The sequence below is a fragment of the Kitasatospora sp. NBC_00039 genome, assembly GCF_045160625.1.
GTDB lineage: Bacteria > Actinomycetota > Actinomycetes > Streptomycetales > Streptomycetaceae > Kitasatospora.
Genome location: NZ_CP108289.1, coordinates 3747303 through 3768333, shown reverse-complemented (window position 1 = coordinate 3768333; position 21031 = coordinate 3747303). Strand labels below are relative to the sequence as shown.

Here is a 21031-nt window from a genome sequence, read left to right as displayed (position 1 = left end):
GAAGCAGCAAGCGGCGAAGCAGCAAGCGGGGATGAAGGGGACAGGGGTGAACCGGGCGTGGTGACGTACGCGCAGGCGCAGGAGCTCGCCGACGAGTGGATCAACGGCGGGGTGCCGCGTTCGCAGCAGCGCGAGGTACGGGTCCGGGAGTTCGACCTGGGCTTCGTCTGCTGGGCGGTCCAGCCCGCCGACGGCCCGGGCGAGACGGGCGGTGCCGGCGAGGGTTCCGGGCCGGACGCGGCCGGTGGCGCGGGCGGCCCGGCAGATTCGGGCGGCTCGGCAGGCGAGGCGCGGCTGGTGATCGCCCGGGACTCCGGTGCCAGCACGCTCTGGCCCGCGCTGCCCGTCAACGAGGTGGTCCGGCAGTACGAGGAGGTCTACGGGCGGCCGGTGGCGGCCAACCCGGCCGGGGCGGCGCGGCCCGCGCCCGGCCCGGTCGAGGCGACGTCCTTCCTGCTCAGCCCGCCGCAGTGGCTCCAGGAGGCGGGCGCCGCGGCGATCGCGGCCGAGGCCGAGCGGCTGGGGGCGCAGGCGCCTGCTCAGGCTGCCCCGGCTCCCGCTCAGGCTGCTTCCGCTCCCGCCCCTGCACCCGTGGCTGCCGCTGCTCCGGTGCCGGCTGCAGCGCCGGAGTCCGCGCCCGCACCCGCGCCCGTTGCGGTGCCGGCGCCGGCGCCGGCACCCGCCGTGCTGACCACGCCGCCGATCTCCGAGCGGCCCGCCGGGGACGCGCCGACCATGCTCGCGCCGCCGCCCGGCCACGACGAGCCGGCGTTCCCCGCCCCGCAGCCCGCGCCCGTCGAACCCGTCGCGCCGGCCCTGCCCGCGCCGTCGGCCGGCTCCGCGGGTGTCGAGGCGGCGACCGTGCTGCTGCCCGACGGGCTGCGGACCAATGGCGCCGGCCTGCCCGGCGAGCCCCGGCCCGGCGCCGAGGCGGCCACCGAACTGCTGCCCGTGAGCGACTACGGCATGCCCCCGGCCCCGCCCGCGGGCCCGTCCGCGGCGCCTGCGCCCACCCTGCTGGCGCCGCCGGACGGTCTGCCGGGGCTGGCCGGTCTGCCGGGTGCGCCCGGCCCCGGTGCGCCGACGCCCGGCCCCGGTGCCCCCGTCGAGTACGCGGCGACCATGCTGGCCTCGCCGGACGGTCTGCCGGGGCTGGCCGGCCTTCCGGGTGCGCCCGGCCCCGGTGTCCCCGCCGCCGACGCGCCGCAGGGCGGGCTCGGCCGCAACCCGGGCGGCGCCCCGCCGCCGCCCCCGCCGGCAGCGCTGCGCGGCGGCGCGTCCGGCCAGCCCGGCGCCCCCGTCTCGCTCGGCCGCAACTCCGGCTCGGCCCCGCCGCCGCCCCCGCCGGGTGAGCTGCGCCAGACGCCCGGCTCCGGCACCCCCGTGGCGAGCCCGGGCGGCCGCAACGCGGCCGGCGCCCCGCCGCCCCCGCCCCCGGGGGGCCTGCGCGGAGCTGACGCCCCGGCCGGGCCGCCCGCGGCGCCGGCCCCGCCCGTCGGCGCCACGCCCGGCGCCGGGGTGGCGTACGAGCGCACCCAGCTGGCCGGCGCGATCGACCCGGCGCTGCTCGGTGCCGGCCCGGCAGTGCCCGTCGACCCGGGGACCCCGCCGTCCGGCGGCCCGGCCGTCCCGCCGCCGCCCGGTGGCCCGGGCCCCGGCGCGCCCGCGGCCGGCTACGGCTACCCCGGCGCGGCCTCGCCCGCCGCCCCGGCACCGGCGCCCGCCCCGGCGGCCGTCCCGCCTGCGCCCGTCCCCGGCCCGCCGCAGGGCTCCCCGGTGCCGCCCGGCGTGCCCGCCGTCGGCCCGGGCTACTTCGCCGCGCTCAGCTACCGGGGCCCGGACGGCTCCGAGCAGAAGCTGCTGCACCGCAGCGAGCCCGGCACCCCGCACCCGGAGTGGAAGATCCTTCAGGACCTGCGGCGGCTGAACGTCCCGCCGGAGCAGGTGCTGGAGCTCTACACCGAGCTGGAGTCCTGTGACCTCCCGGGTGGCTACTGCAACCGCATGATCGCCGCCTCCTGGCCGAACGTCCGGCTCACCCACACCGCCGACTACGGTCGCGACCACCACTCCCGGCAGGCCGGCATGGCCCAGCTGCTCGACCACCTGGACGAGCTGCACCAGCTGGCCTCCGGCGCCCAGCGGGTCCGCCCGTTCCGGGTGCCGCTGCCCGCCCCGGGGACGGTGCCGCCGCTGCCGCCGATCGCACCGCAGGAGCTCGCCCAGGAGCTCGGCCAGGCCTTCGGCCCGAACGTGTTCTGCTTCGAGCAGCGCGCCGTCTCCCGCCAGGGCGTCCCCGAGCCGGTGGCGCAGACCCTGATGTGGGCGGGCCTGCCGCGCGAGTTCGGCCCGTTCTTCTGGGCCCAGGCCCAGGAGGGCCGCCCGATCCCGACGCTCGCCGAGCTGGCCGCCGAGCGCGGCCTGGGCGGCGGCCCGGACTTCGGCGGCTACCTGGTGCTCGGCAACGACTACGGCCGTCAGCTCTGTGTGCAGTACGGCACAGCGCACGTGGTCGCGGTGGACATCGACGGAACCGGAGAGCCGCCTCGGTTCGTCAACAGCGGTGTACCGGAGTTCGTCCGCGCCCTGGCCCTGCTGGGCCGGATGTGGCGGCTGCGGTACGGGCTGACGCCGGACCAGGCCGGTCGCTGGACGACCGACTTCCAGGCTCAGCTCGCCGCGATCGACCCGGCGGCCCTGCAGTCGGCGGACACCTGGTGGGCCGTCCTGCTGGAGCAGTTCTGGGACGGCCTGTTGTAGCAGGTCGCTCCGGATCCGCGCAGGTGGAGGGGGTCGTTCCGGTGTCCGGAACGACCCCTTCGGCATGCCGCTGCGGCTCTGCCTCGTTGGGGTTTCGCCCTGATCTGCGCAAAATAGGTCAAGAGGATGGGTCTACCCGTCCGGTCCTCGACACGTTCCGATCAGTACCGCGTCGATAGTGAGACCCGGTCCTCGATCGGGTACCCGATCCGTCCGATCCGTCCGATCATGGGCTCCGCAGCCCGCGACCCGAGGGGAAGAGCCCATGAGCGACGCCGTCCCCCAGTACGGCTTCACCGCTGCCCGGCGCGGTTACGCGCCTGAGCAGGTCGACCGAGCGCTGGCCGCTCTCACCGTCCAGCGCGACGAGGCGTGGGAACGGCTGAGTGTGCTCGGCGCCGGAATCCGGGAGATGGAGCGCCGCCTGGCCGACATCCAACAGGCCGCCGCCGACGCCCCGGAACCCGACTACCAGGTCCTCAGCGAGCAGGCCGCCGGCCTGGCCCGGATGGCCGAGAACGAGTCCCGCGCCGTCCGGGAGGCCGCCGAGCGGTTCGCCGAGGACCTGCGCGACGAGGTGTACGAGGCCGGCCAGGCCCTCGGCCAGGCCGCCAAGGAGTACGCCGCCACCACCCGCTCCGAGTCCGACCAGGCCGCCCGCCGCACCGACGAGCGGACCAGGGCCGAGGCCGAGACGATCCGGGCCGAGACCGACCGCGAGATCCGGACGCTGCGGGACTCCGCCACCGCCCACGCCGCCAAGGTGCGGGTCGCGGCCGCCGAGGCCTCCGAGCAGGCCGAGGCCAAGCTGGCCGAGCTGCGCCGCAAGGCCGACGAGACCTTCGCCGCGGCCGAGGCCAGGGCCGACGCCGAGGACGCGGAGGTCTCGGCGACCGCCGAGCGCCGGCTCAAGGAGGCAGAGCAGCACCGGGAGACCGTGCTCGGGCAGATCAAGCAGTCGGACGCCGAGGCGCAGGCCCGGGCGGACCAGCTGGTCGAGCAGGCCCGCCGCGAGGCCGAGCAGATCAACGCGGCGAGCGAGCGCGAGCAGCGCGAGTTCGCGGTCCGGCACGAGACGGTGCAGCAGCACCTGGACCACATCAAGGCCACCCTCGCCTCGCTCACCGGCGCGGCGGTGGGCGCGATCGAGCCCGCCGAGGAGGCTGCGGCAGCGCAGGCCCCGGCAGTACAGCGCGCGGCCGTTCAGGGCGCGGCCGTGACGGACGCTGCGGATTCGTCCGAGGTGTCCGGGGTGTCCGAGGTGTCCGGGGTGTCCGAGGTGTCCGGGGCGTCCGGGGCGTCCGGGGTGTCCGGGGTGTCCGAGGCGGACGCGCCGGCGGTGGACTCGGAGGCGGACACCGGGGAGATCGCGGTGGCCGACCTGCGCAAGGACGTCGCCGTGGGCGCCGACCGGCCGGCAGAGGCGGCCACCAACGTGCCGTCGGTCACCCCGGGCCGGGTCATGCCGGGGCCGGTGGCGCCGGCGCCCCTGGCAGCGTCCCAGCCCGCCGTTCCGGCCGCCTCTGCGGCCGGGGCGCCGCCGCGGCCGTCCTCGCCGCCGAACGGGGCGTCCGCCTCCGGCCTTGCCACCTCCGGTGCCCCGGAGGTGGCGGGGAGGCCGGAGGAGGAGACCCGGATCATCCCGAAGATCGTGATCGTCGACGACGGCGGCGAGTACGCCACGCCGAACACGGTCGGCTACAACCGGCGCTGACGGCGGCGTCCGCAGCCTGGCGGCTGAGGCCCGAGGCCCGAGGCCCGAGGCCTGACGCCCGACCGGCGGCCGGCGCCGGTCACGAGCCGTCGCCTGCCAGCAGCTGCGCGAGCTTCGCGTCCTGGGCCCTGACCGCATCCCTCTGGGCGGTCAGGGCCTCTGCGTTGCGGTCGATCTGCTGCTGCTGGTAGCCGGCCAGGACGGCGAACCAGATCCCGGCCAGGTTGGTCCGGCCCGTGCAGTCCGCGTCGGCGCGGGCCGTCGCGAGTTCGGTGGGGGTGGCCTCCGGGGTGGCCCGGAACCGGTCCGGCAGCACCGCCGGGTCGTCGGTCCGGAAGCCGGCGGTGGCCATGCAGGCTGACCACTCCTTGGTCGCCGCGACCACCCGGGTCTCGCGGCCGGTCGCCGCGATCGATTCGTCGAAGAGACGGCCGACCAGCTCCGTCCCCGGCCCGGACGGCGAGCCGATCCGCTCCGCCGCCTGCCGGTCGCAGTCCACCCGGGCGCTGTCGTACGCCTCGCCGGAGCCGGCCGCCGTCCCGGCCTGCCGGGGGAGGGGCCGCTTCGGCGGGTGGAAGCCCTGGACGCCCGCGACCGCCGTCCCGAGGTACCCCCAGGCACCGGCCGGCAGGGCGGTCGCATTGTCGGGGGCCTGCGCGGCCTGGAGCCCGTCGCCGTCGAACGCCGTGTACCCCGCCTTGCGCATACAGGAGACGACCAGGGCATTCCTCGCCTGAATCTCTTTCACGGCCACCTGGTCATTGGCCTGATAAGCGGAGAGCGGAAGTCCGGTCATTCCGGCGCGCCCGGATTCCGGAGGTTTCGGTGCGCTGATCTCCGGCGGGGTCGGCGGGGATTCCGCCGGACCGCTGCCGGATGAACTGGCACAGCCCGCGGAAAAGGCCGATAAAGCGGCCGCCAGGGTGATGGCGGCGAATCGTCCGAAATGTGGTGGACGTGCCAACCTTCTGCTCCGATCCTCAAGCGCTGCAAGCTTGTTCGGACCCTAGCGCATTCCCTTTCGGCCCGTTCCGGGGACTGCTCGCGGGGCTCGGCTTGGCCGGAAATCAACTGTTCGGCGGCGGGGTCCCATGTAAATCTCTGGAGTCGCAACCGCCGTCGATGGAGGGGTTTCATGATTCACCGCACAAATCCCGCAAATCCTCGCAAGGAACGTCGCACCTCAAATGGCCGGGCCCGCCGGGCCGGCGCGCTCGCCGTCCTCACCGCCGCCGCGGCCGCACTGCTGCCGGTCGCCGGTGCGCACGCGGTGAACCGGGTCGATTGCGGTGACCGCAACGATTACGCGAAGGTCTACAACTACGGCTACAGCGGGCAGCTCTGCTTTGCGAACGACGGCTGGATGGCGGTCCGCATCTACAACGTCGACCGGATCGACGCGGGCAACAACCGGGTCGTCACCTATCTCGGGGGCGGCATGGGCTCCTGGACCGTCTTCAACTGGGAGCAGTACGACTTCAACGGCCACCAGGGTCACCAGGTGATGATGTACGACATCAACCTGTCCCGCTGGTAGCCGGATCACGTCCCTTGCGCGGTGCCGGGCGGGTGCGGACGCCCGGCACCGCGTTCTGCCGTCCGGGGCGGGGTGCGGTCAGAGCACCTCGACCGACGCCCCGGAGAGCCGGCGGCGGCAGTCCAGCACGTACCGGGCGTGCGCGGTCACCGCGTCGTAGTCGAACTCGTCGTGGTCGGCGAGCAGCACCACCGCGTCCGCCGCCGCCAGCTCCTCCGGGGTCGCCTCGACCCGGCGGACGGCGGCGAACGGGTCGCCGTGGCGGTCCTGCTCGGCCGCCCGCTGCCCGGGGATGACCGGCTCCGGGACGTGCACCCCGACCACCACGTGCGGGTCGGCCGCGCGGACCTCGGCGCCCATCCGGCCCAGCAGCTCGGCGATCCGGGCCGCCGGGGTCTCCCGGGCGTCGCCGGTGTTCTTCTTGTACGCCAACCCGAGCAGCAGCACCCGGGAGCCCTTCACCGAGCGCTGCCGCTCATTCAGCGCCTCGCCGAGCCGGCGCACCACGTAGTCGGGCATGTGGCTGTTGACGTCGTTGGCCAGTTCGACGAAGCGGAACGACTGGCCGAGCGCCCGCTCCACCCGCCAGGACAGGTAGGACGGGTCGATCGGCAGGCAATGCCCGCCGACACCGGGCCCCGGGGTGAAGCGGAGGTAGCCGAACGGCTTGGTGGAGGCGGCGTCGATCGCCTCCCAGACGTCGATGCCGAGGTCGTGGGCGAACATCGCCAGCTCGTTGACCAGCGCGATGTTCACGTGCCGGAAGGTGTTCTCCAGCAGCTTGGTCAGCTCGGCCTCCTTGCAGGAGGAGACCGGCACCGTCCGCTCCACCAGCTGTCCGTAGAAGCCGTCGACCGCCGCCAGCGCCGCCGGGTCGATGCCGGAGACCACCTTCGGGGTGTTCTCCAGCCGCCAGGTCGGATTGCCCGGGTCGATCCGCTCGGGGCTGTAGCCGAGGTGGAAGTCCCGGCCCGCGGTCAGCCCGGACCCCTCCTCCAGCAGCGGCGCGAGCAGCTCCTCGGTGGTGCCCGGGTAGGTGGTGGACTCCAGGACGACGGTCGCCCCCGGCCGCAGGTGCTGGGAGAGCAGCGCGGCCGAGGCCTCGATGTACGACAGGTCGGGCACGCCGTCGCGCAGCGGGGTCGGCACGGTGATCACCGCGATGTCGAAGCCCGCCACGTCGGCCGGCTCGGCCGACGGCAGGTACGTTCCGTTCTCCAGCAGCGGCCGCAGCCGCTCGGCCGGGATGTCCTCGACGTAGGACTCGCCGACCGCCAGCCGTTTGATCCGGCGCTCGTCCACGTCGTAGCCGACCACCTGGTGCCCCACCTCGGCTGCCCGGACCGCGAGCGGCAGCCCCACGTACCCCTGGCCTGCGATGACAACGCGCATGACGAAGAACCCCCTCCATCGCGACGCCCCCTGGCCCCTCCGGGCGTCTCCACACGGTCTTCACCACAGGGTAGGGAGGGCGGACCGGCCCGGGTGAGCGTTCACGCAAATGCGGGGTGCGGATGTGCGTGGCGCCGTGAACGGACGCGAGGGAGGCTGCGAACGGGGCCGTGAGGGGAAGCTGTGAGGGGAGGCCGTGAGGGGAGGCCGTGAGGGGAAGCTGCGAACGGGGGCGGGTGGGGAAGCCGCTGAACGGGCGCCACTGACGAAAGGGGCCGAGACCCGTGGCGCCCTCCAGGAAAGGGCGCCACGGTTCCCGGCGCTTGGGCGGGCGCCCCCACCCAGGGTCGCCCGGCCTCGCACCCCCGACCCCCATCGGGTGTGCGACTGTGCCCTTCCGCAGCCATCCCCCACGGTTGGGTGCGGCGGGCACATTCACCATGGTGCGCGATCTCCATGGACGGGCAGTGACAGGAGTATGTCCAGTTCGTGGCAGATCGCGGAGGCGCAGTCGCAGCCCGCGCCCGGTGCTTCGTCCTCGTCCCGGTGCGGCCGCGGCCGTCCGCGCGGCCGTGCCCCGGCCGTGCGCCACGTGCGTGTCGGTGCTGCGGCGTAGTCTGGAGACCCCCGGCCGCTCGGCGTGCCGGGCCGTTCGCGTTGCCCCGGCGGGCCTCTGCCGCCCCGGGCAGCACCAGCCACGGGACGAAGAAGAGACTCCAGATGAGCCTGACCGGACTGCTCGATGTCGTCGCGCGGGACGCGGCGCTCGCCGAGGCGATCGAGGCCGCGACCGCCACCGGCGCCGCGGCGGGCGGCCGCCACCACCTGGACCTGGTCGGTCCGCCCGCCGCCAGGCCGTTCGCCATCGCCGCGCTGGCCCGCGCGATGGCCGGGCAGGCGGCGGGGGAGCGCGGCCGCCCGGTGCTGGCCGTCACGGCGACCGGCCGGGAGGCCGAGGACCTCGCCGCCTCGCTCCGTTCGCTGCTTCCGCCGGACGCGGTCGCCGAGTATCCGGCCTGGGAGACGCTGCCGCACGAGCGGCTCTCGCCGCGCTCGGACACGGTCGGCCGCCGGCTGGCCGTGCTCCGCCGGATCGTGCACCCGCGGGCGGACGACCCGGCGGCCGGCCCGGTGCAGGTGATCGTGGCTCCTGTCCGCTCGGTGCTGCAGCCGCAGGTGAAGGGGCTGGCCGAGCTGGAGCCGGTGGCCGTCCAGCGGGGCGAGTCGCACGATCTGCAGGAGATCGCCCGGCGGCTCTCCGCGGCCGCCTACGCCCGGGTCGAACTGGTCGAGAAGCGGGGCGAGTTCGCCGTTCGCGGCGGCATCCTGGACGTCTTCCCGCCGACCGAGGAGCACCCGCTCCGGGTGGAGTTCTGGGGCGACGACGTCGAGGAGATCCGGTACTTCAAGGTCGCCGACCAGCGCTCGCTGGAGATCGCCGAGCACGGCCTCTGGGCGCCGCCCTGTCGTGAGCTGCTGCTGACCGACGAGGTGCGGGCGCGGGCCGCCGAACTCGCCGTCGAGCACCCGGGGCTGGCGGAGATCCTCGACAAGATCGCCGAGGGCATCGCCGTCGAGGGCATGGAGTCGCTGGCGCCCGTCCTGGTGGACGACATGGAGCTGCTGCTCGACGTGCTGCCGCTCGGCTCGGTCACCGTGGTCTGCGACCCCGAGCGGGTCCGCACCCGGGCCGCCGACCTGGTGGCGACCAGCCAGGAGTTCCTGCACGCCTCCTGGGTGGCGGCCGCGGCCGGCGGCGACCGGCCGATCGACCTGGAGGCGATCGACGTCTCCGCCGCCTCGCTGCGATCGCTCGCCGAGGTGCGCGAGCACGCGGCCGAGATCGGCCTTCCCTGGTGGTCGGTCAGCCCGTTCGCGACCAGCGACGCGTCGGTCAGCACGGCCCTGGAGTTCGACGTCAACACCCTGACGCTGGGCATGCACGCGGTCGAGGCGTACCGGGGTGACACCGCCCGCGCGATCGCCGACGCCAAGGAGCGGCTGGCCGCCGACTGGCGGGTCGTCATGGTCACGGAGGGCCACGGCCCGGCCTCCCGGCTGGCCGAGGTGCTCGGCAACGAGGGCATCCCGGCCCGGCTGGTCGCCGACCTCGGCGAGGCGCCGACCCGGGACGTCGTCTACGTCTCCTGCGGTTCGATCGAGCACGGCTTCGTCGACGAGGCGCTCAAGCTGACCGTCATCACCGAGACCGACCTCTCCGGCCAGAAGTCCTCCACCAAGGACATGCGGCGGATGCCGTCCCGGCGCCGCAACGCGATCGACCCGCTGGCGCTGGCGGCGGGCGACTACGTCGTCCACGAGGCGCACGGCGTCGGCCGCTACGTCGAGATGGTGCAGCGCACGGTCCAGGGCGCCACCCGCGAGTACCTGGTGCTGGAGTACGCGCCGGCCAAGCGGGGCCACCCCGGCGACCGGCTCTTCGTGCCGACCGACCAGCTGGACCAGGTCACCAAGTACGTCGGCGGCGAGGCCCCCACGCTGCACCGCCTCGGTGGCGCGGACTGGGCGAAGACCAAGCAGCGGGCGAAGAAGGCGGTCAAGGAGATCGCCGCCGACCTGATCAAGCTGTACTCCGCCCGGATGGCCGCCCCGGGCCACACCTTCGGCCCGGACACCCCGTGGCAGCGCGAGCTGGAGGACGCCTTCCCCTACGCGGAGACGCCCGACCAGCTGACGACCATCGCCGAGGTCAAGTCCGACATGGAGAAGTCCGTCCCGATGGACCGGCTGATCTGCGGCGACGTCGGCTACGGCAAGACCGAGATCGCCGTCCGGGCGGCCTTCAAGGCGGTCCAGGACGGTAAGCAGGTGGCGGTGCTGGTGCCGACCACGCTGCTGGTGCAGCAGCACTTCTCGACGTTCGCCGAGCGGTACGCCAACTTCCCGGTGACGGTGAAGGCGCTGTCGCGCTTCCAGACCGACAGCGAGGCGAAGGCCGTCCTGGAGGGGCTGTTCGAGGGCTCGGTGGACGTCGTCATCGGCACCCACCGGCTCTTCTCCTCCGAGACCAGGTTCAAGGACCTCGGGCTGGTCATCGTGGACGAGGAGCAGCGGTTCGGCGTCGAGCACAAGGAGCAGCTGAAGAAGCTGCGGGCCAACGTGGACGTGCTGACCATGTCCGCCACCCCGATCCCGCGCACCCTGGAGATGGCGGTCACCGGCATCCGCGAGATGTCCACCATCACCACCCCGCCGGAGGAGCGGCACCCGGTGCTGACCTTCGTCGGCCCGTACGACGAGAAGCAGATCTCGGCCGCCGTCCGGCGTGAACTCCTGCGCGAGGGCCAGGTGTTCTACATCCACAACCGGGTCGAGTCGATCGACAAGGCGGCGGCCCGGCTGAAGGAGCTCGTCCCCGAGGCGCGGGTCGCCACCGCCCACGGGCAGATGGGGGAGACGGCGCTGGAGAAGGTCGTCGTCGACTTCTGGGAGAAGGAGTTCGACGTCCTGGTCTCGACCACGATCGTGGAGTCGGGCATCGACATCTCCAACGCCAACACCCTGATCGTCGAGCGCGGCGACACCTTCGGCCTCTCCCAGCTGCACCAGCTGCGCGGCCGGGTCGGCCGTGGCCGCGAGCGCGGGTACGCGTACATGCTGTACCCGCCGGAGAAGCCGCTGACCGAGACGGCGCACGAGCGGCTGGCCACCATCGCCCAGCACACCGAGATGGGCGCCGGTATGTACGTGGCGATGAAGGACCTGGAGATCCGCGGCGCCGGCAACCTGCTCGGTGGTGAGCAGTCCGGGCACATCGCGGGCGTCGGCTTCGACCTCTACATGCGGATGGTCGGCGAGGCGGTGGCCGAGTTCCGGGAGTCGCTGGCGGGCGGTGGCGGCGAACCGGAGGAGGAGCCGCTGGAGGTCAAGATCGAGCTGCCGGTCGACGCCCACGTGCCGCACGACTACGCCCCGGGCGAGCGGCTGCGGCTCCAGGCGTACCGCTCGATCGCGGCGGTCAACTCCGAGGACGACATCAAGCAGGTCCGCGACGAACTGGTGGACCGGTACGGCAAGCTGCCCGAGCCGGTGGAGAACCTGCTGCTGGTGGCGGCGCTGCGGCTGTACGCGCGGCGCTGCGGGATCGCGGACATCACGTTGCAGGGCGCCAACGTCCGGTTCGGGCCGGTCGAGTTGCGGGAGTCGCAGCAGCTGCGGCTGAACCGGCTCTACCCGCGCAGCCAGGTGAAGGCGGCCGCCCAGCAGCTGCTGGTGCCCCGGCCGTCCACCGGCCGGATCGGCGGCAAGCCGCTGGTCGGGCGCGAACTACTGGGGTGGTGCCGGGAGTTCCTGTCGGCGATGTTCGACGACCTGGCGGGGGCGAAGAAGTAGCGGTGGGGAGGCTCGCCGGCCACTTCGGCGGGTGAGCCCGCCCGCTTCGGCGGGCCTTGCGGCGGTCTCGGGCCATGGCGCCTGAGGCCGCCGTCGCGCGTTCGGGGAGGGCGGCTCCTGGTCAGCCGAGCTTCCACTGGCCGGTCTGCGGGGCGAAGCCGCTGTCGAGGCCGAACTGGGCCTTGTCGAGCTTGACGTCCTTCGGCACCTCGAAGGTGACGAAGCCGAGGGCGCTCTCCCCGGGGGCGATGTTGGCGGGGATCTGGAAGCTCGGGCCCGCCTTGGTGTCGGCGACCGTCGAGCCGAAGGCCTGGCCCTGGGCGTCCAGCAGCTTGGCGCCGTTGCCGGGGACGTCGCTGTAGGCCTTCTTGCCGCTCGCCTTGATCCGGAACTGGACCGAGACGAAGCGCTTGCCGTCGGCCGGGTGGGTGAACTCGTCCTCGCCCTCGGCGTTGTCCACCACCTTCACCAGGGTGACGTCGGCGGTGTCGGCCGGGTCGTTGCCCTTGAGCGCGATGGTGTCGCCCGGCTTGGCCGCGGCCTTGGGGGCGTCGGCCGGCTTGGACTCGGCGGGCTTGGCGGTGTCGCCGGCGCCGGTGGTGGCGGCCGCGGCGGAGGTCTGCTTCGGCTCGGTGGAGACGGTGGACCCGCCGGTGGAGTTGCAGGCCGTCGTGGTGAGGGCGACGAGCGCGGCGCCGAGCAGCAGGGCGGCGTTGCGGCGGGTGGTGCGGGTGGTGCGGGTGGTGCGGGTGGTGACCGACATGGGGTGTCTCCCGGTTCTCGGTGGTGTGGTGTCGGCGCCCTCTGCGGTGCCGGCAGAGAGATCACATCATTCGCTGTGAACGATGTCAACACTGATTCATGAAACCTCTCTGTTCACGTGTGAACTCCGAGATGGAGGACGCTGGCTATGCTGTGTGATCACACCCCGGGCCTCGTGTGCGGGTGTGGTCACACCCCAGCCCGCGTGCGCCGAAGGAGCCCCCATGCCGGACCGTCCTGAGGTGACCGCCGTCGAGATCGCCCGGCTGGCCGGGGTCGGACGAGCCGCCGTCAGCAACTGGCGCCGCCGCCACGCCGACTTCCCCCGCCCGGTCGGCGGCACCGACAGCAGCCCGACCTTCTCGCTCGACGAGGTGGCCGGCTGGCTTCGCGACCAGGGCAAGATCGCCGAACTGCCGCTGCTGGAACGCGTCTGGCAGCTGCTGGAAACCCTCCGCGACCCCGCCGGCCACCCCGCGGCGCCGCTCCTCCAGGCCGGCAGCATCCTCCTGCTGCTGCACCGCGAGCCCGGCCGCTGGCCCGCCCTCGCCGCCGAGCCCGACACCCGGCTCGCCACCGCCCTGCCCCGCGCGCTCGCCGACGCCGCCGTCCGGACCTTCGGCGACGACGCCGCAGGCCTGCGCCTCCCGGGCCTGCTCGGCTCCACCCAGCTGGACCTCGCCCGCCTGCTCGGCGAACTCGCCTCCGCCGCCGGCGCCCCGGGGGCCTACGAGCAACTGCTCACCCGGTACGCCGAGGCCAACACCCGCCAGCTCAGCCCCACCCCGCCCGAGGCCGCCGAGCTGCTCGCGGCCGTCGCCGGCGTCCCCGCCACCGTGCTCGACCCGGCCGCCGGCCTCGCCGCCCTCCTGCTCGCCCTCCCGTCCACCACCGGCCGCTACGGCCAGGACGCCGACGAGGTCACCGCCGCGCTCGCCCGCCTGCGGCTCGCCCTGCACACGCCCGCCGCCGACCCCGGTCCGCTCCCGGTCGAGGTCCGCCCCGGCGACGCCCTGCGCGCCGACGGCTACCCCGGCGACACCTTCGAGGCCGTGCTCTGCCAGCCGCCCTACAACGAACGGGACTGGGGCCACGACGAGTTGCAGTTCGACACGCGCTGGCCGGGCGGGCTCGTCCCACCGCGCGGCGAGTCCGAACTCGCCTGGGTGCTGCACTGCCTCGCCCACACCCGTCCCGGCGGCCTCACCGCGCTGCTGCTGCCGCCGACCGTCGCCACCCGCCGGGCCGGGCGCCGCGTCCGCGCCGAACTGCTGCGCTCCGGCGCCCTGCGGGCCGTGGTCGCCCTGCCGGCCGGCGCCGCCCCCCCGTACGGGGTGCCGCTCCACCTGTGGGTGCTGCGCGCGCCCCGCCCGGGCGACGACTTCCGGCAGGTGCTGATGCTCGACGCGTCGTCGGTGCCGTCCGCCGCCGCGTCGTCGGTCGCCTCGCTGTCCGCCGCTTCGTCGTCCGCCGTTTCGTCGTCCGGCGCGGAGCCGGGGGAGGGCGGGCGCGACAAGGTCCGGTGGGCCGAGCTGCGCCGGACAGTCGTGGACGCCTGGCGGGCCTTCGACCTCGCCGCCCGCGAAGGCCTGCCGCTGCCGCAGGACCGGCCGGGCGTCCACCGGACGATGGCCGCGATCGACCTGCTCGACGACGAGACCGATCTCTCGCCCACCCGGCACGTCCCGCCCGCCTCACCGGTCGGCGGCGCCGCCGAACTCTCCCACCTGAGCGGACGGTTGAGCGAGCTGCTGAGCGGTCTCGCGGACCCGGGCTCGCTGCTGCCGGCGGCGGCCGGCGCCGGGGCGGGCGCGTCCGACGCGGGTGCGTACGGTGCGGGCGCCGCGGTGTTTCGGGCGCCCCAGGCGCCCCGGGTCCCCCCGGTGGTGACGGTGGGGGAGCTGGTCCGCGGCGGGGTGCTGGAGGTGTACTCCTCCGGGGCCGGCGCGCCGGCCCGCCCGGCGGGCGCCGGCCCGGCCGGTACCCCGGTGCTGACGGATCAGGACCTCCTCGCGGGCAGCCCGCCCAGCGCCGTCCTCGATCCGGCGGGCCCGGTCGGTTCGGTCGCTTCGGCCGGTGCTGCCGGCGACGTCCGGATCCGCCCCGGGGACGTCCTCGTCCCCGCCCTCGGCGGCGGCGTGGCCCGGGTCGTGGAGCCGGGCAGCCCGCTCGCGGGCGCCGCGCTCGGCCGCCAACTCCACCTGCTGCGCCCCGACCCGGCCGCGCTCGACCCCGACTTCCTGGCCGGCCAGCTGCGCTCCACGGCGTCCACCCGCCGGGCCGCCAGCCACGCCTCCACCACCGCCCGCCTCGACATCCGCCGGGTCGAGCTCCCCCGCCTTCCGCTCACCGAACAGCGCGTGCTCGGCGCGGCCTTCGCCGGCCTCGCCACCTTCGACACCAGCCTCCAGCAGGCCGCCGCCCTCGCCCGCACCCTCACCCAGGCCCTCACCGACGCCCTCGCGACCGGCACCGCCCGGCCACCGGAGCACCCCTGACCTCCCGTCGGCACGGTCAGGGCGGGCCGTCGGCCTCGCCGGCCCGAGGGCCGGGAAGCCCTCCGGTGCGCAGGCCGCGGGCGGTACGGTGTGCGGGGTTCGTCCGTACCGCGGCCGACCGCCGTCCTCACCCGCTCAGGAGCGCACATGTCAGGGCAGTACCCCGGGCAGTACGGACCACCGCCCGGCGGCGCGTTCCCCGGTGGCGCGCCCCACAACGGCATACCCGGCGGGGCTTCGTACGGCGCCCCGCCCCACCCCGCCCGGCAGTACCCGGCCCGGCAGTACCCGGCCCAGCAGTACCCGGCTCAGGAGTACCCGACCCAGCCGTACTCCGCCCAGCCCTACCCCGTCCCGCCGACCCAGGCCGTTCCGGCGCTGCGCCCGGGGATGGCCGCCGGTCCGTTCGGCGTGCCCGGTCGCGTGCTGTGGTCCCTCGTCCCGCTGGTGACCATCGGTCTGCTCGGCGTGATCCCCTCACTGCTGCTGGCGATCCGCCGGCGACGGGCGTACGACATCATCGGCGCGGTGGCCTTCGTCGGGGTGTTCCTCACCTACCTGGTCTGCGCGGGCGTCGCCGGCGGCACCAAGGCACCCACCGCGGACACCATCGGCATGGTGGCGATGGTGCTGATGTGGCTGGGCACGCCGCTGCACTTCCTGGTGATGGACCTGCAGGTGATCTGGAACGCCGGCCGCCCCAAGCCGCCCGCCCCGGCGGCCTACTACGCGCCGCCCGCCACCTCGGCCGCGCCGCCCTCCGCCGCGTCGGGCATGCCGCCCTCCGCCGCGTCGGGCATGCCCGCGGCGCCGTACGCGCCGTACGGCCAGGTCCCTGCGCCCGGGTACGCGACCCCTGCCTCTGCGCCCGCCCCCGGATCCGGGCCCCTTCCCGGGCCGCCCCCTCCCGGAGCGGCCCCCGCGACCGGCGACGAGCTGCGCGAGCTGGGTGAACTGCTGCGCCGTCAGGCCCGTGAGGGCGGTCGGCCGTGACCGCCACCCGGGTGATCGGCGGCCGCTACCGGCTGGCCGAGAAGATCGGCCACGGCGGGATGGGCCAGGTCTGGGGCGGCTACGACGAGCGGCTGGACCGCCCGGTCGCCGTCAAGCTGCTCCGCACCGACCAGCTCCTTGCCGCCGACCCGTCCGGCGGCAGCAGTGGCGGCGGCCGTGGTGACACCGAACGCCGCCGCCACGGCGACGAACTCCGACGCCGCTTCCTGCGCGAATGCCGGATCACCGCCGCCCTCGACCACCCCGGCCTGGTCACCGTCTTCGACGCGGGCGAGGACGACGGCGAGCTGTACCTCGTGATGCAGCGAGTCCCGGGCGTCAGTCTGGCCGACCTGATCGCCGAGGACTCGCCGTTCCCCGTCGAGCGCGCCGCCGCCGTCGCCGCCCAGCTCTGCGCGGCGCTGGCCGCCGTCCACGCCGTGCCGGTCGTCCATCGCGACCTCAAGCCCAGCAACGTGATGGTCCGGGACGACGGCCGGACCATCCTGCTCGACCTCGGCATCGCCACCGCGCTCGACACCGAGGCCACCCGCCTCACCCTCACCGGCGTCCCGATCGGCAGCCCCTCCTACATGGCCCCCGAGCAGGCGCTCGCCGCCACCATCGACCCGCGCAGCGACCTGTACGCGCTCGGCTGCCTGCTGCACGCGATGCTCACCGGCGAGGAGCCGTTCCGCGCACCCAGCGCGCTCGGCGTGCTGCGGCAGCACGTCGACGAGCCGCCCGTACCGCTGCGGGACCTCCGGCCCGACGTCCCGGAACCGCTCGAACGACTGGTCCTAGACCTCCTCGCCAAGCAGCCCGCCGACCGTCCCGCCCACGCCCAGCAGGTCTACGCGCGGCTGCTCCCGCTGCTCCCCGCGGCCGTACCAGCCCCGCAGCCCCGGTACGGGCCGCTGCCCGACCCCACCCGCCCGTACCGCCACCCCCACCAGCCGCAGCCCCGGACGGAGGAGACGGCAGTGGCGCCGGCGTCGGCCGCCGTGCCGCCGACTGCGCGCATGGAGCCGCACCCGTTCCTGATGGCAGCGGTGCCCACGCCCGCCGCACCACCGGCAGCTCCTCCCTCCTCGGCGAGCGAACCGGACCTGGCCGCCGCCTGCGCCCGCCTCTCCGACCTGGTCGACGCCGGCCGGCGCGCCGAAGTACTCGACCTCGCCGCGACCCTGCTGCCCCGCGCCCAGGCCGAACTGGGCGACGGCGCACCGCTCGTCCGCACCATCCGGACCATCTACGCCCGCACCCTCCACCAGGAGCACCGTTACCGGCAGGCGCTCCCCGAGTACCGGGTGCTCGCCGACACCGCGGACGGCGGCCCGCACGGCCCGCAGGCCCTGGAACACCGCTTCCGGGCCGCCGAGTGCCTGGACCGGCTCGGCCAGGGCCCGGAGGCGCTCGCCGAGTACCGGGCGCTGCTCACCACCGGACCGGGCCCCGACCCGGACCGGGCCTTCGACATCCGCGAGCGGATCGGCGCCCTGCTCACGGCGGCCGGCGACGTCGAGGCGGCCTGGCAGTGGCTGCTCCGACTCCTCTTCGATCGCGAACGCCGCGACGGCCCGCACCACCCGGCCGTCCGCCGCCTCCGCCAGACCCTCGACACCCTCCAGCCCCACCGCACCACCGGCAACCCCGATCCCCGCACCACCCCCTGGCACTGACACCACACGCGCGGCCGGGCACCCCGCCCTCCCGCCGGTCCTCACCCCGGCCGTATGACTTTCGGCAGATTCGGTGCCGCACCCGGGCTCCGTAGGGTCGTGCCCGTGCGGAGTGGACAGCGGTGGTGCGGGTGGTTCGACGGTGGGCTGCTGGTGGGGGCGGTGGTGGCGATCGGGCTGAGCACGGTGAGCATCTGGTGGGCCGTGCCGGCGATCGGTGCGGCGTTCCTGGCCGGGCGGCGGATGGAGCGGGTGCGGCCGGCGGTGGTGGTGCTGGCCGTCGTGGTCGCCGTCGCGGTGCCGGCGGCGTTGCTGGTGCCGGCGTGGATGGTGCCGGGGACGTCGTTCCTGTCCCTGGTGGTCTGCGCCGGTATGGGGCCCTGGATGGTGGGCCGGTTCTGGCGGCAGTCGCAGGAGCTGGTGCGGGCCGGCTGGGACCGGGCAGAGCGGCTGGAGCGCGAGCAGCAGTTGGTGGCCGAGCAGGCCCGGCTGCGTGAGCGGGCCCGGATCGCGCAGGACATGCACGACGCGCTCGGCCACGACCTGAGCCTGATCGCCCTACGGGCCGGCGCCCTGAAGCTGGCACCCGACCTGGCCCCTCCGCACCGGGAGGCGGCCCGGGAGATCCGGGCGGGCGCCGGCGCGGCCGTGGAACGCCTGGCCGAGGTGATCGGGATCCTGCGGGACGATGCGGACGGGGCGTCCACCCGGGGGCCGGCCGACGCCGGCGTCGCCCAGCTGGTCGAGGAGGCGGCCGCGGCCGGCCTGGACATCGGGCTGGCCGTCACCGGTGAGGCGGACGGTCTGCCGCGCGCGGCCGAGCACGCCGCGTACCGGGTGGTCCAGGAGGCGCTGACCAACGCGGCCAAGCATGCCCCGCAGGCGCCGGTCACGGTACGGGTGGCCTACGCGCCGGACGGCGCCCGCGTCCAGGTGGTGAACGGTCCGTCACCGGTGGGCCCGGAGGGCGTTCCGGCCTCCGGCGGCCGGGGCCTGATCGGCCTGGCCGAGCGGGTCAGACTGGCGGGCGGCACCTTCGCTCACGGGCCCAGGGCCGACGGCGGTGGGTTCGAGGTCTCCGCCCACCTCCCGCGCTCCGGTGGCCCCGCTGCTGCGGCCACCGGGCCTGCGCCCGTGTCACCGGCCCGCGAGCTGCGGCACGCCCGCCGCCGGGTGGGCCGGATGATGGCGGCGGTCGTCCTGGTGCCGCTGGCCACCGTGCTGGTGCTGACCACCGTCCTGCGAGGATGGACGATCTACACCGCCGACCGGCGCCGCCACCGGGATCGTCATCCTGACGACCTTCGGGGAGGACGACTACATCCTGCGGGCCCTCGGCGGTGGCGCCAACGGGTTCCTGGTCAAGTCCGGCGCGCCCGAGGAGCTGATCGCGGGCGTCCGGGCGGTCGCGGACGGCGCCGCCTACCTCTCACCCAAGGTGGCCGCGCGGGTGGTCGCCCACCTGGCCTCCGCCCGGGCCGGCGGGCCGGCCGACCGGCGCGCCACCGTCCGGGAACAGGTGGCCGCGCTGACCGGCCGGGAGCGGGACGTGCTGACGCTGATCGCCGCCGGGCTCTCGAACGGCCAGATCGCCCGCCGGATCGGGGTGGTGGAGGGGACCGTGAAAGCCCATGTGAGCTCCATCCTGTTGCGGCTCGGGGTGCCCAACCGGGCGGCCGCCGCCGTCCTCGCGCACGCGGCCGGCCTGACCCTCGGCGCGGAGTGCGCGGGCGGTCCGCGCGCCTGACGCGGAGGGTACGGGCGGCTGGGGCCCCACCAGCAGGGGCCCCAGGACGCGCACGCCGGCCAGCGCCGCCACCGCGGTCGTCGCGAGCGGCAGCAGGGCGACGACCACGGCGCCTGTGACGGCTGCGCCCAGGACGGCGCCGGCGACCACGTCGTGCGGGTAGTGCACGCCCGCGGCCACCCGCAGCGCGGCCGTCAAGCCGCCGACCGGGACGACCATCAGGCCCCACCGCGGGCGCAACAGCACCAGGCCGGTCGCGAGGGCGACGGCCAGCGTCGCGTGGTTGCTCGGGAACGACCAGTCGCCCGGCGGCGGGCATTCGGCGACCGCCGACCGCGCCGACGCCGTCGCTGTGCCGAGCAGTGCCCGGCAGGGGCGCTCCTCGTCGATCACCACCTTCAGCACCTCACTCGCCCCGTACGCGAGCACCGTCCCGAGACCGGTGAGCACAGCCCCCGCGACCAGGTCGGTGGCCCGCCGGCCGCGCGCCGTCCACCAGCAGAGCGCCAGCAGCAGGCCCAGGACCAGCAGACCGGCCTCGGTGGCGGGCTCCAGCAGCGAGGCCAGCCAGTGCGGGGCGTCGGCGACGGCGGCCGCCACCCGCCGGTAGCCGGTGGCGGAGGGGCCGTCGACCACCCGGACCGGCGCGCCCTCGCTGCCGCGCGCCGGGGCCAGCCACCCGACCACGCCGGTGCCCGCCGCCAGCAGTACCACGGCGACGGCCACCCGGGTGCCCGTCGTTCCGACCGCATTTGTCCTGACCATGTGCCTCATGGCCAGGACAGTAGGAGCGGCGGGCGGGTGGCTGCCCGACCCGAAAGTAAGGGGGCGACCTGGACGATCGTCAGGGTTGACGGCCGGTGTGCTGGGTGCGGGTGACCCGTTCGGGCCACGGTCCGCGCGACCGGGCCGTGCCCGCCCTACCCTCGGGACAACGCGCGGCCTCCGACCGGAACACCCCGCCGCGCGCCGCCGTCACCCCGGAGACCAGCCATGCACCGTCGGACCGCCGTCGCGGGCGCCCTGCTCGCCGCCTCGGCGCTGGCCGCGTGCGGGCGCGACGGGCTCACGCCGGGCACGGCGGCGCTCATGGACGGCCGGCGGATCCCGGTCGGCGCGGTCGAGGCCCGGGTCGCGGAGCTGCGGCACGCGGCCGGCGGCGCCTCGGCGGACGCCCGTCAGCAGCCGGACGGGCCGGCCCGGCGGGCCGTCTCCGACCTGGTGCTCGACGTGGTGGTCGCCCGCGCGGTGGCCGACCGCGGGCCGGGGGTGGGCAGCGCCGAGGTGGCGGCGGCCCGCGCGGCGGACGAGGACAGATACGGCGGGGCCGGCCCGCTCGCCCGGGTCCTGGCCGCCCGGGGCGTACCGGGCAGCGGGATCGACGACTACTACCGCCGCCGGCTGGGCATCAACCGCCTCGCCGCCGCAGCCGGCCGGAACGCCGGCACCCCGGCGGGCGACACCATCGTCCGCCGCGCCCTGGCCGCCGCCGCCAACGCCCTCCACCTGCACGTCAACCCCCGCTACGGCACCTGGGACCCGGCCCAGGTCGCCCTCCTCCCCGACACCCCACCCTGGCTGGCCCCCTGAGCC

Annotated in this window: 12 protein-coding genes and 3 pseudogenes; 10 read left to right on the top strand and 5 right to left on the bottom strand. The window is 75.4% G+C overall.

What is annotated here, in order from left to right; all coding sequences use genetic code 11:
• The first annotated feature begins 57 nt into the window (after window positions 1–57).
• Both OG286_RS16550 and OG286_RS16545 read left to right on the top strand, forming a co-directional pair.
• On the top strand, window positions 58–2760 hold the full coding sequence (locus tag OG286_RS16550; RefSeq protein ID WP_405365408.1) for an SUKH-4 family immunity protein: 2703 nt from the start codon (window positions 58–60) through the stop codon (window positions 2758–2760).
• 265 nt (window positions 2761–3025) lie between these two features.
• Entirely contained in the window at window positions 3026–4474 is a 1449-nt protein-coding gene (locus OG286_RS16545) for a hypothetical protein (RefSeq protein ID WP_405365406.1), read from the top strand.
• A gap of 79 nt (window positions 4475–4553) precedes the next feature.
• Here the strand turns inward: OG286_RS16545 and OG286_RS16540 are convergent, their stop codons facing one another.
• The gene (locus tag OG286_RS16540; RefSeq protein ID WP_396325344.1) at window positions 4554–5222 is read right to left on the bottom strand and encodes a hypothetical protein; all 669 of its coding nucleotides are present in this window, start codon (window positions 5220–5222) and stop codon (window positions 4554–4556) included.
• A gap of 387 nt (window positions 5223–5609) precedes the next feature.
• On the opposite strand from OG286_RS16540, the gene OG286_RS16535 reads away from it, so the two are divergent.
• Complete coding sequence (locus tag OG286_RS16535) at window positions 5610–6011, top strand: beta/gamma crystallin domain-containing protein (RefSeq protein WP_396325343.1); 402 nt, start codon at window positions 5610–5612, stop codon at window positions 6009–6011.
• 78 nt (window positions 6012–6089) lie between these two features.
• On the opposite strand, the gene OG286_RS16530 is transcribed toward OG286_RS16535, so the two are convergent.
• Window positions 6090–7403: a nucleotide sugar dehydrogenase gene (locus tag OG286_RS16530; RefSeq protein ID WP_396325342.1), complete on the bottom strand. Its 1314-nt coding sequence runs from the start codon at window positions 7401–7403 to the stop codon at window positions 6090–6092.
• A 720-nt stretch (window positions 7404–8123) separates the two neighbouring features.
• On the opposite strand from OG286_RS16530, the gene mfd reads away from it, so the two are divergent.
• Window positions 8124–11756 (top strand): transcription-repair coupling factor, encoded by a 3633-nt coding sequence (mfd, locus tag OG286_RS16525; RefSeq protein WP_396325341.1) that lies wholly within the window; start codon window positions 8124–8126, stop codon window positions 11754–11756.
• A gap of 121 nt (window positions 11757–11877) precedes the next feature.
• Here the strand turns inward: mfd and OG286_RS16520 are convergent, their stop codons facing one another.
• Window positions 11878–12519, bottom strand: a complete 642-nt coding sequence (locus tag OG286_RS16520) for a DUF4352 domain-containing protein (RefSeq protein ID WP_396325340.1) — start codon at window positions 12517–12519, stop codon at window positions 11878–11880.
• Between the two features lie 223 nt (window positions 12520–12742).
• Here OG286_RS16520 and OG286_RS16515 point away from each other — a divergent pair, with 223 nt between their 5' ends.
• The 3 genes from OG286_RS16515 (at window position 12743) to OG286_RS16505 (ending at window position 17691) form a co-directional block, all read left to right on the top strand.
• The gene (locus OG286_RS16515) at window positions 12743–15016 is read left to right on the top strand and encodes an N-6 DNA methylase (protein ID WP_396325339.1); all 2274 of its coding nucleotides are present in this window, start codon (window positions 12743–12745) and stop codon (window positions 15014–15016) included.
• A 147-nt stretch (window positions 15017–15163) separates the two neighbouring features.
• The gene (locus OG286_RS16510) at window positions 15164–16009 is read left to right on the top strand and encodes a hypothetical protein (RefSeq protein ID WP_405365404.1); all 846 of its coding nucleotides are present in this window, start codon (window positions 15164–15166) and stop codon (window positions 16007–16009) included.
• Entirely contained in the window at window positions 16006–17691 is a 1686-nt protein-coding gene (locus OG286_RS16505) for a protein kinase domain-containing protein (RefSeq protein ID WP_405361155.1), read from the top strand. The genes OG286_RS16510 and OG286_RS16505 overlap by 4 nt, the downstream gene beginning before the upstream one ends.
• Window positions 17692–17732: 41 nt before the next feature.
• Here the strand turns inward: OG286_RS16505 and OG286_RS16500 are convergent, their stop codons facing one another.
• Complete coding sequence (locus OG286_RS16500; RefSeq protein WP_405361157.1) at window positions 17733–18212, bottom strand: hypothetical protein; 480 nt, start codon at window positions 18210–18212, stop codon at window positions 17733–17735.
• On the opposite strand from OG286_RS16500, the pseudogene OG286_RS16495 reads away from it, so the two are divergent.
• Together OG286_RS16495 and OG286_RS16490 are read left to right on the top strand one after the other, a co-directional pair.
• Window positions 18211–18321: pseudogene (locus OG286_RS16495) on the top strand (histidine kinase); the annotation flags it as partial. The gene OG286_RS16500 and the pseudogene OG286_RS16495 sit on opposite strands and share 2 nt — an antisense overlap.
• Window positions 18322–18970: 649 nt before the next feature.
• Window positions 18971–19438, top strand: a pseudogene (locus tag OG286_RS16490) (LuxR C-terminal-related transcriptional regulator); the annotation flags it as partial.
• A 111-nt stretch (window positions 19439–19549) separates the two neighbouring features.
• On the opposite strand, the pseudogene OG286_RS16485 reads toward OG286_RS16490, so the two are convergent.
• Window positions 19550–20203: pseudogene (locus OG286_RS16485) on the bottom strand (phosphatase PAP2 family protein); the annotation flags it as partial.
• A gap of 228 nt (window positions 20204–20431) precedes the next feature.
• On the opposite strand from OG286_RS16485, the gene OG286_RS16480 reads away from it, so the two are divergent.
• A complete protein-coding gene (locus OG286_RS16480; protein WP_396325334.1) occupies window positions 20432–21028 on the top strand; it encodes a hypothetical protein in 597 nt (198 codons plus the stop codon).
• Window positions 21029–21031 lie beyond the last annotated feature (3 nt).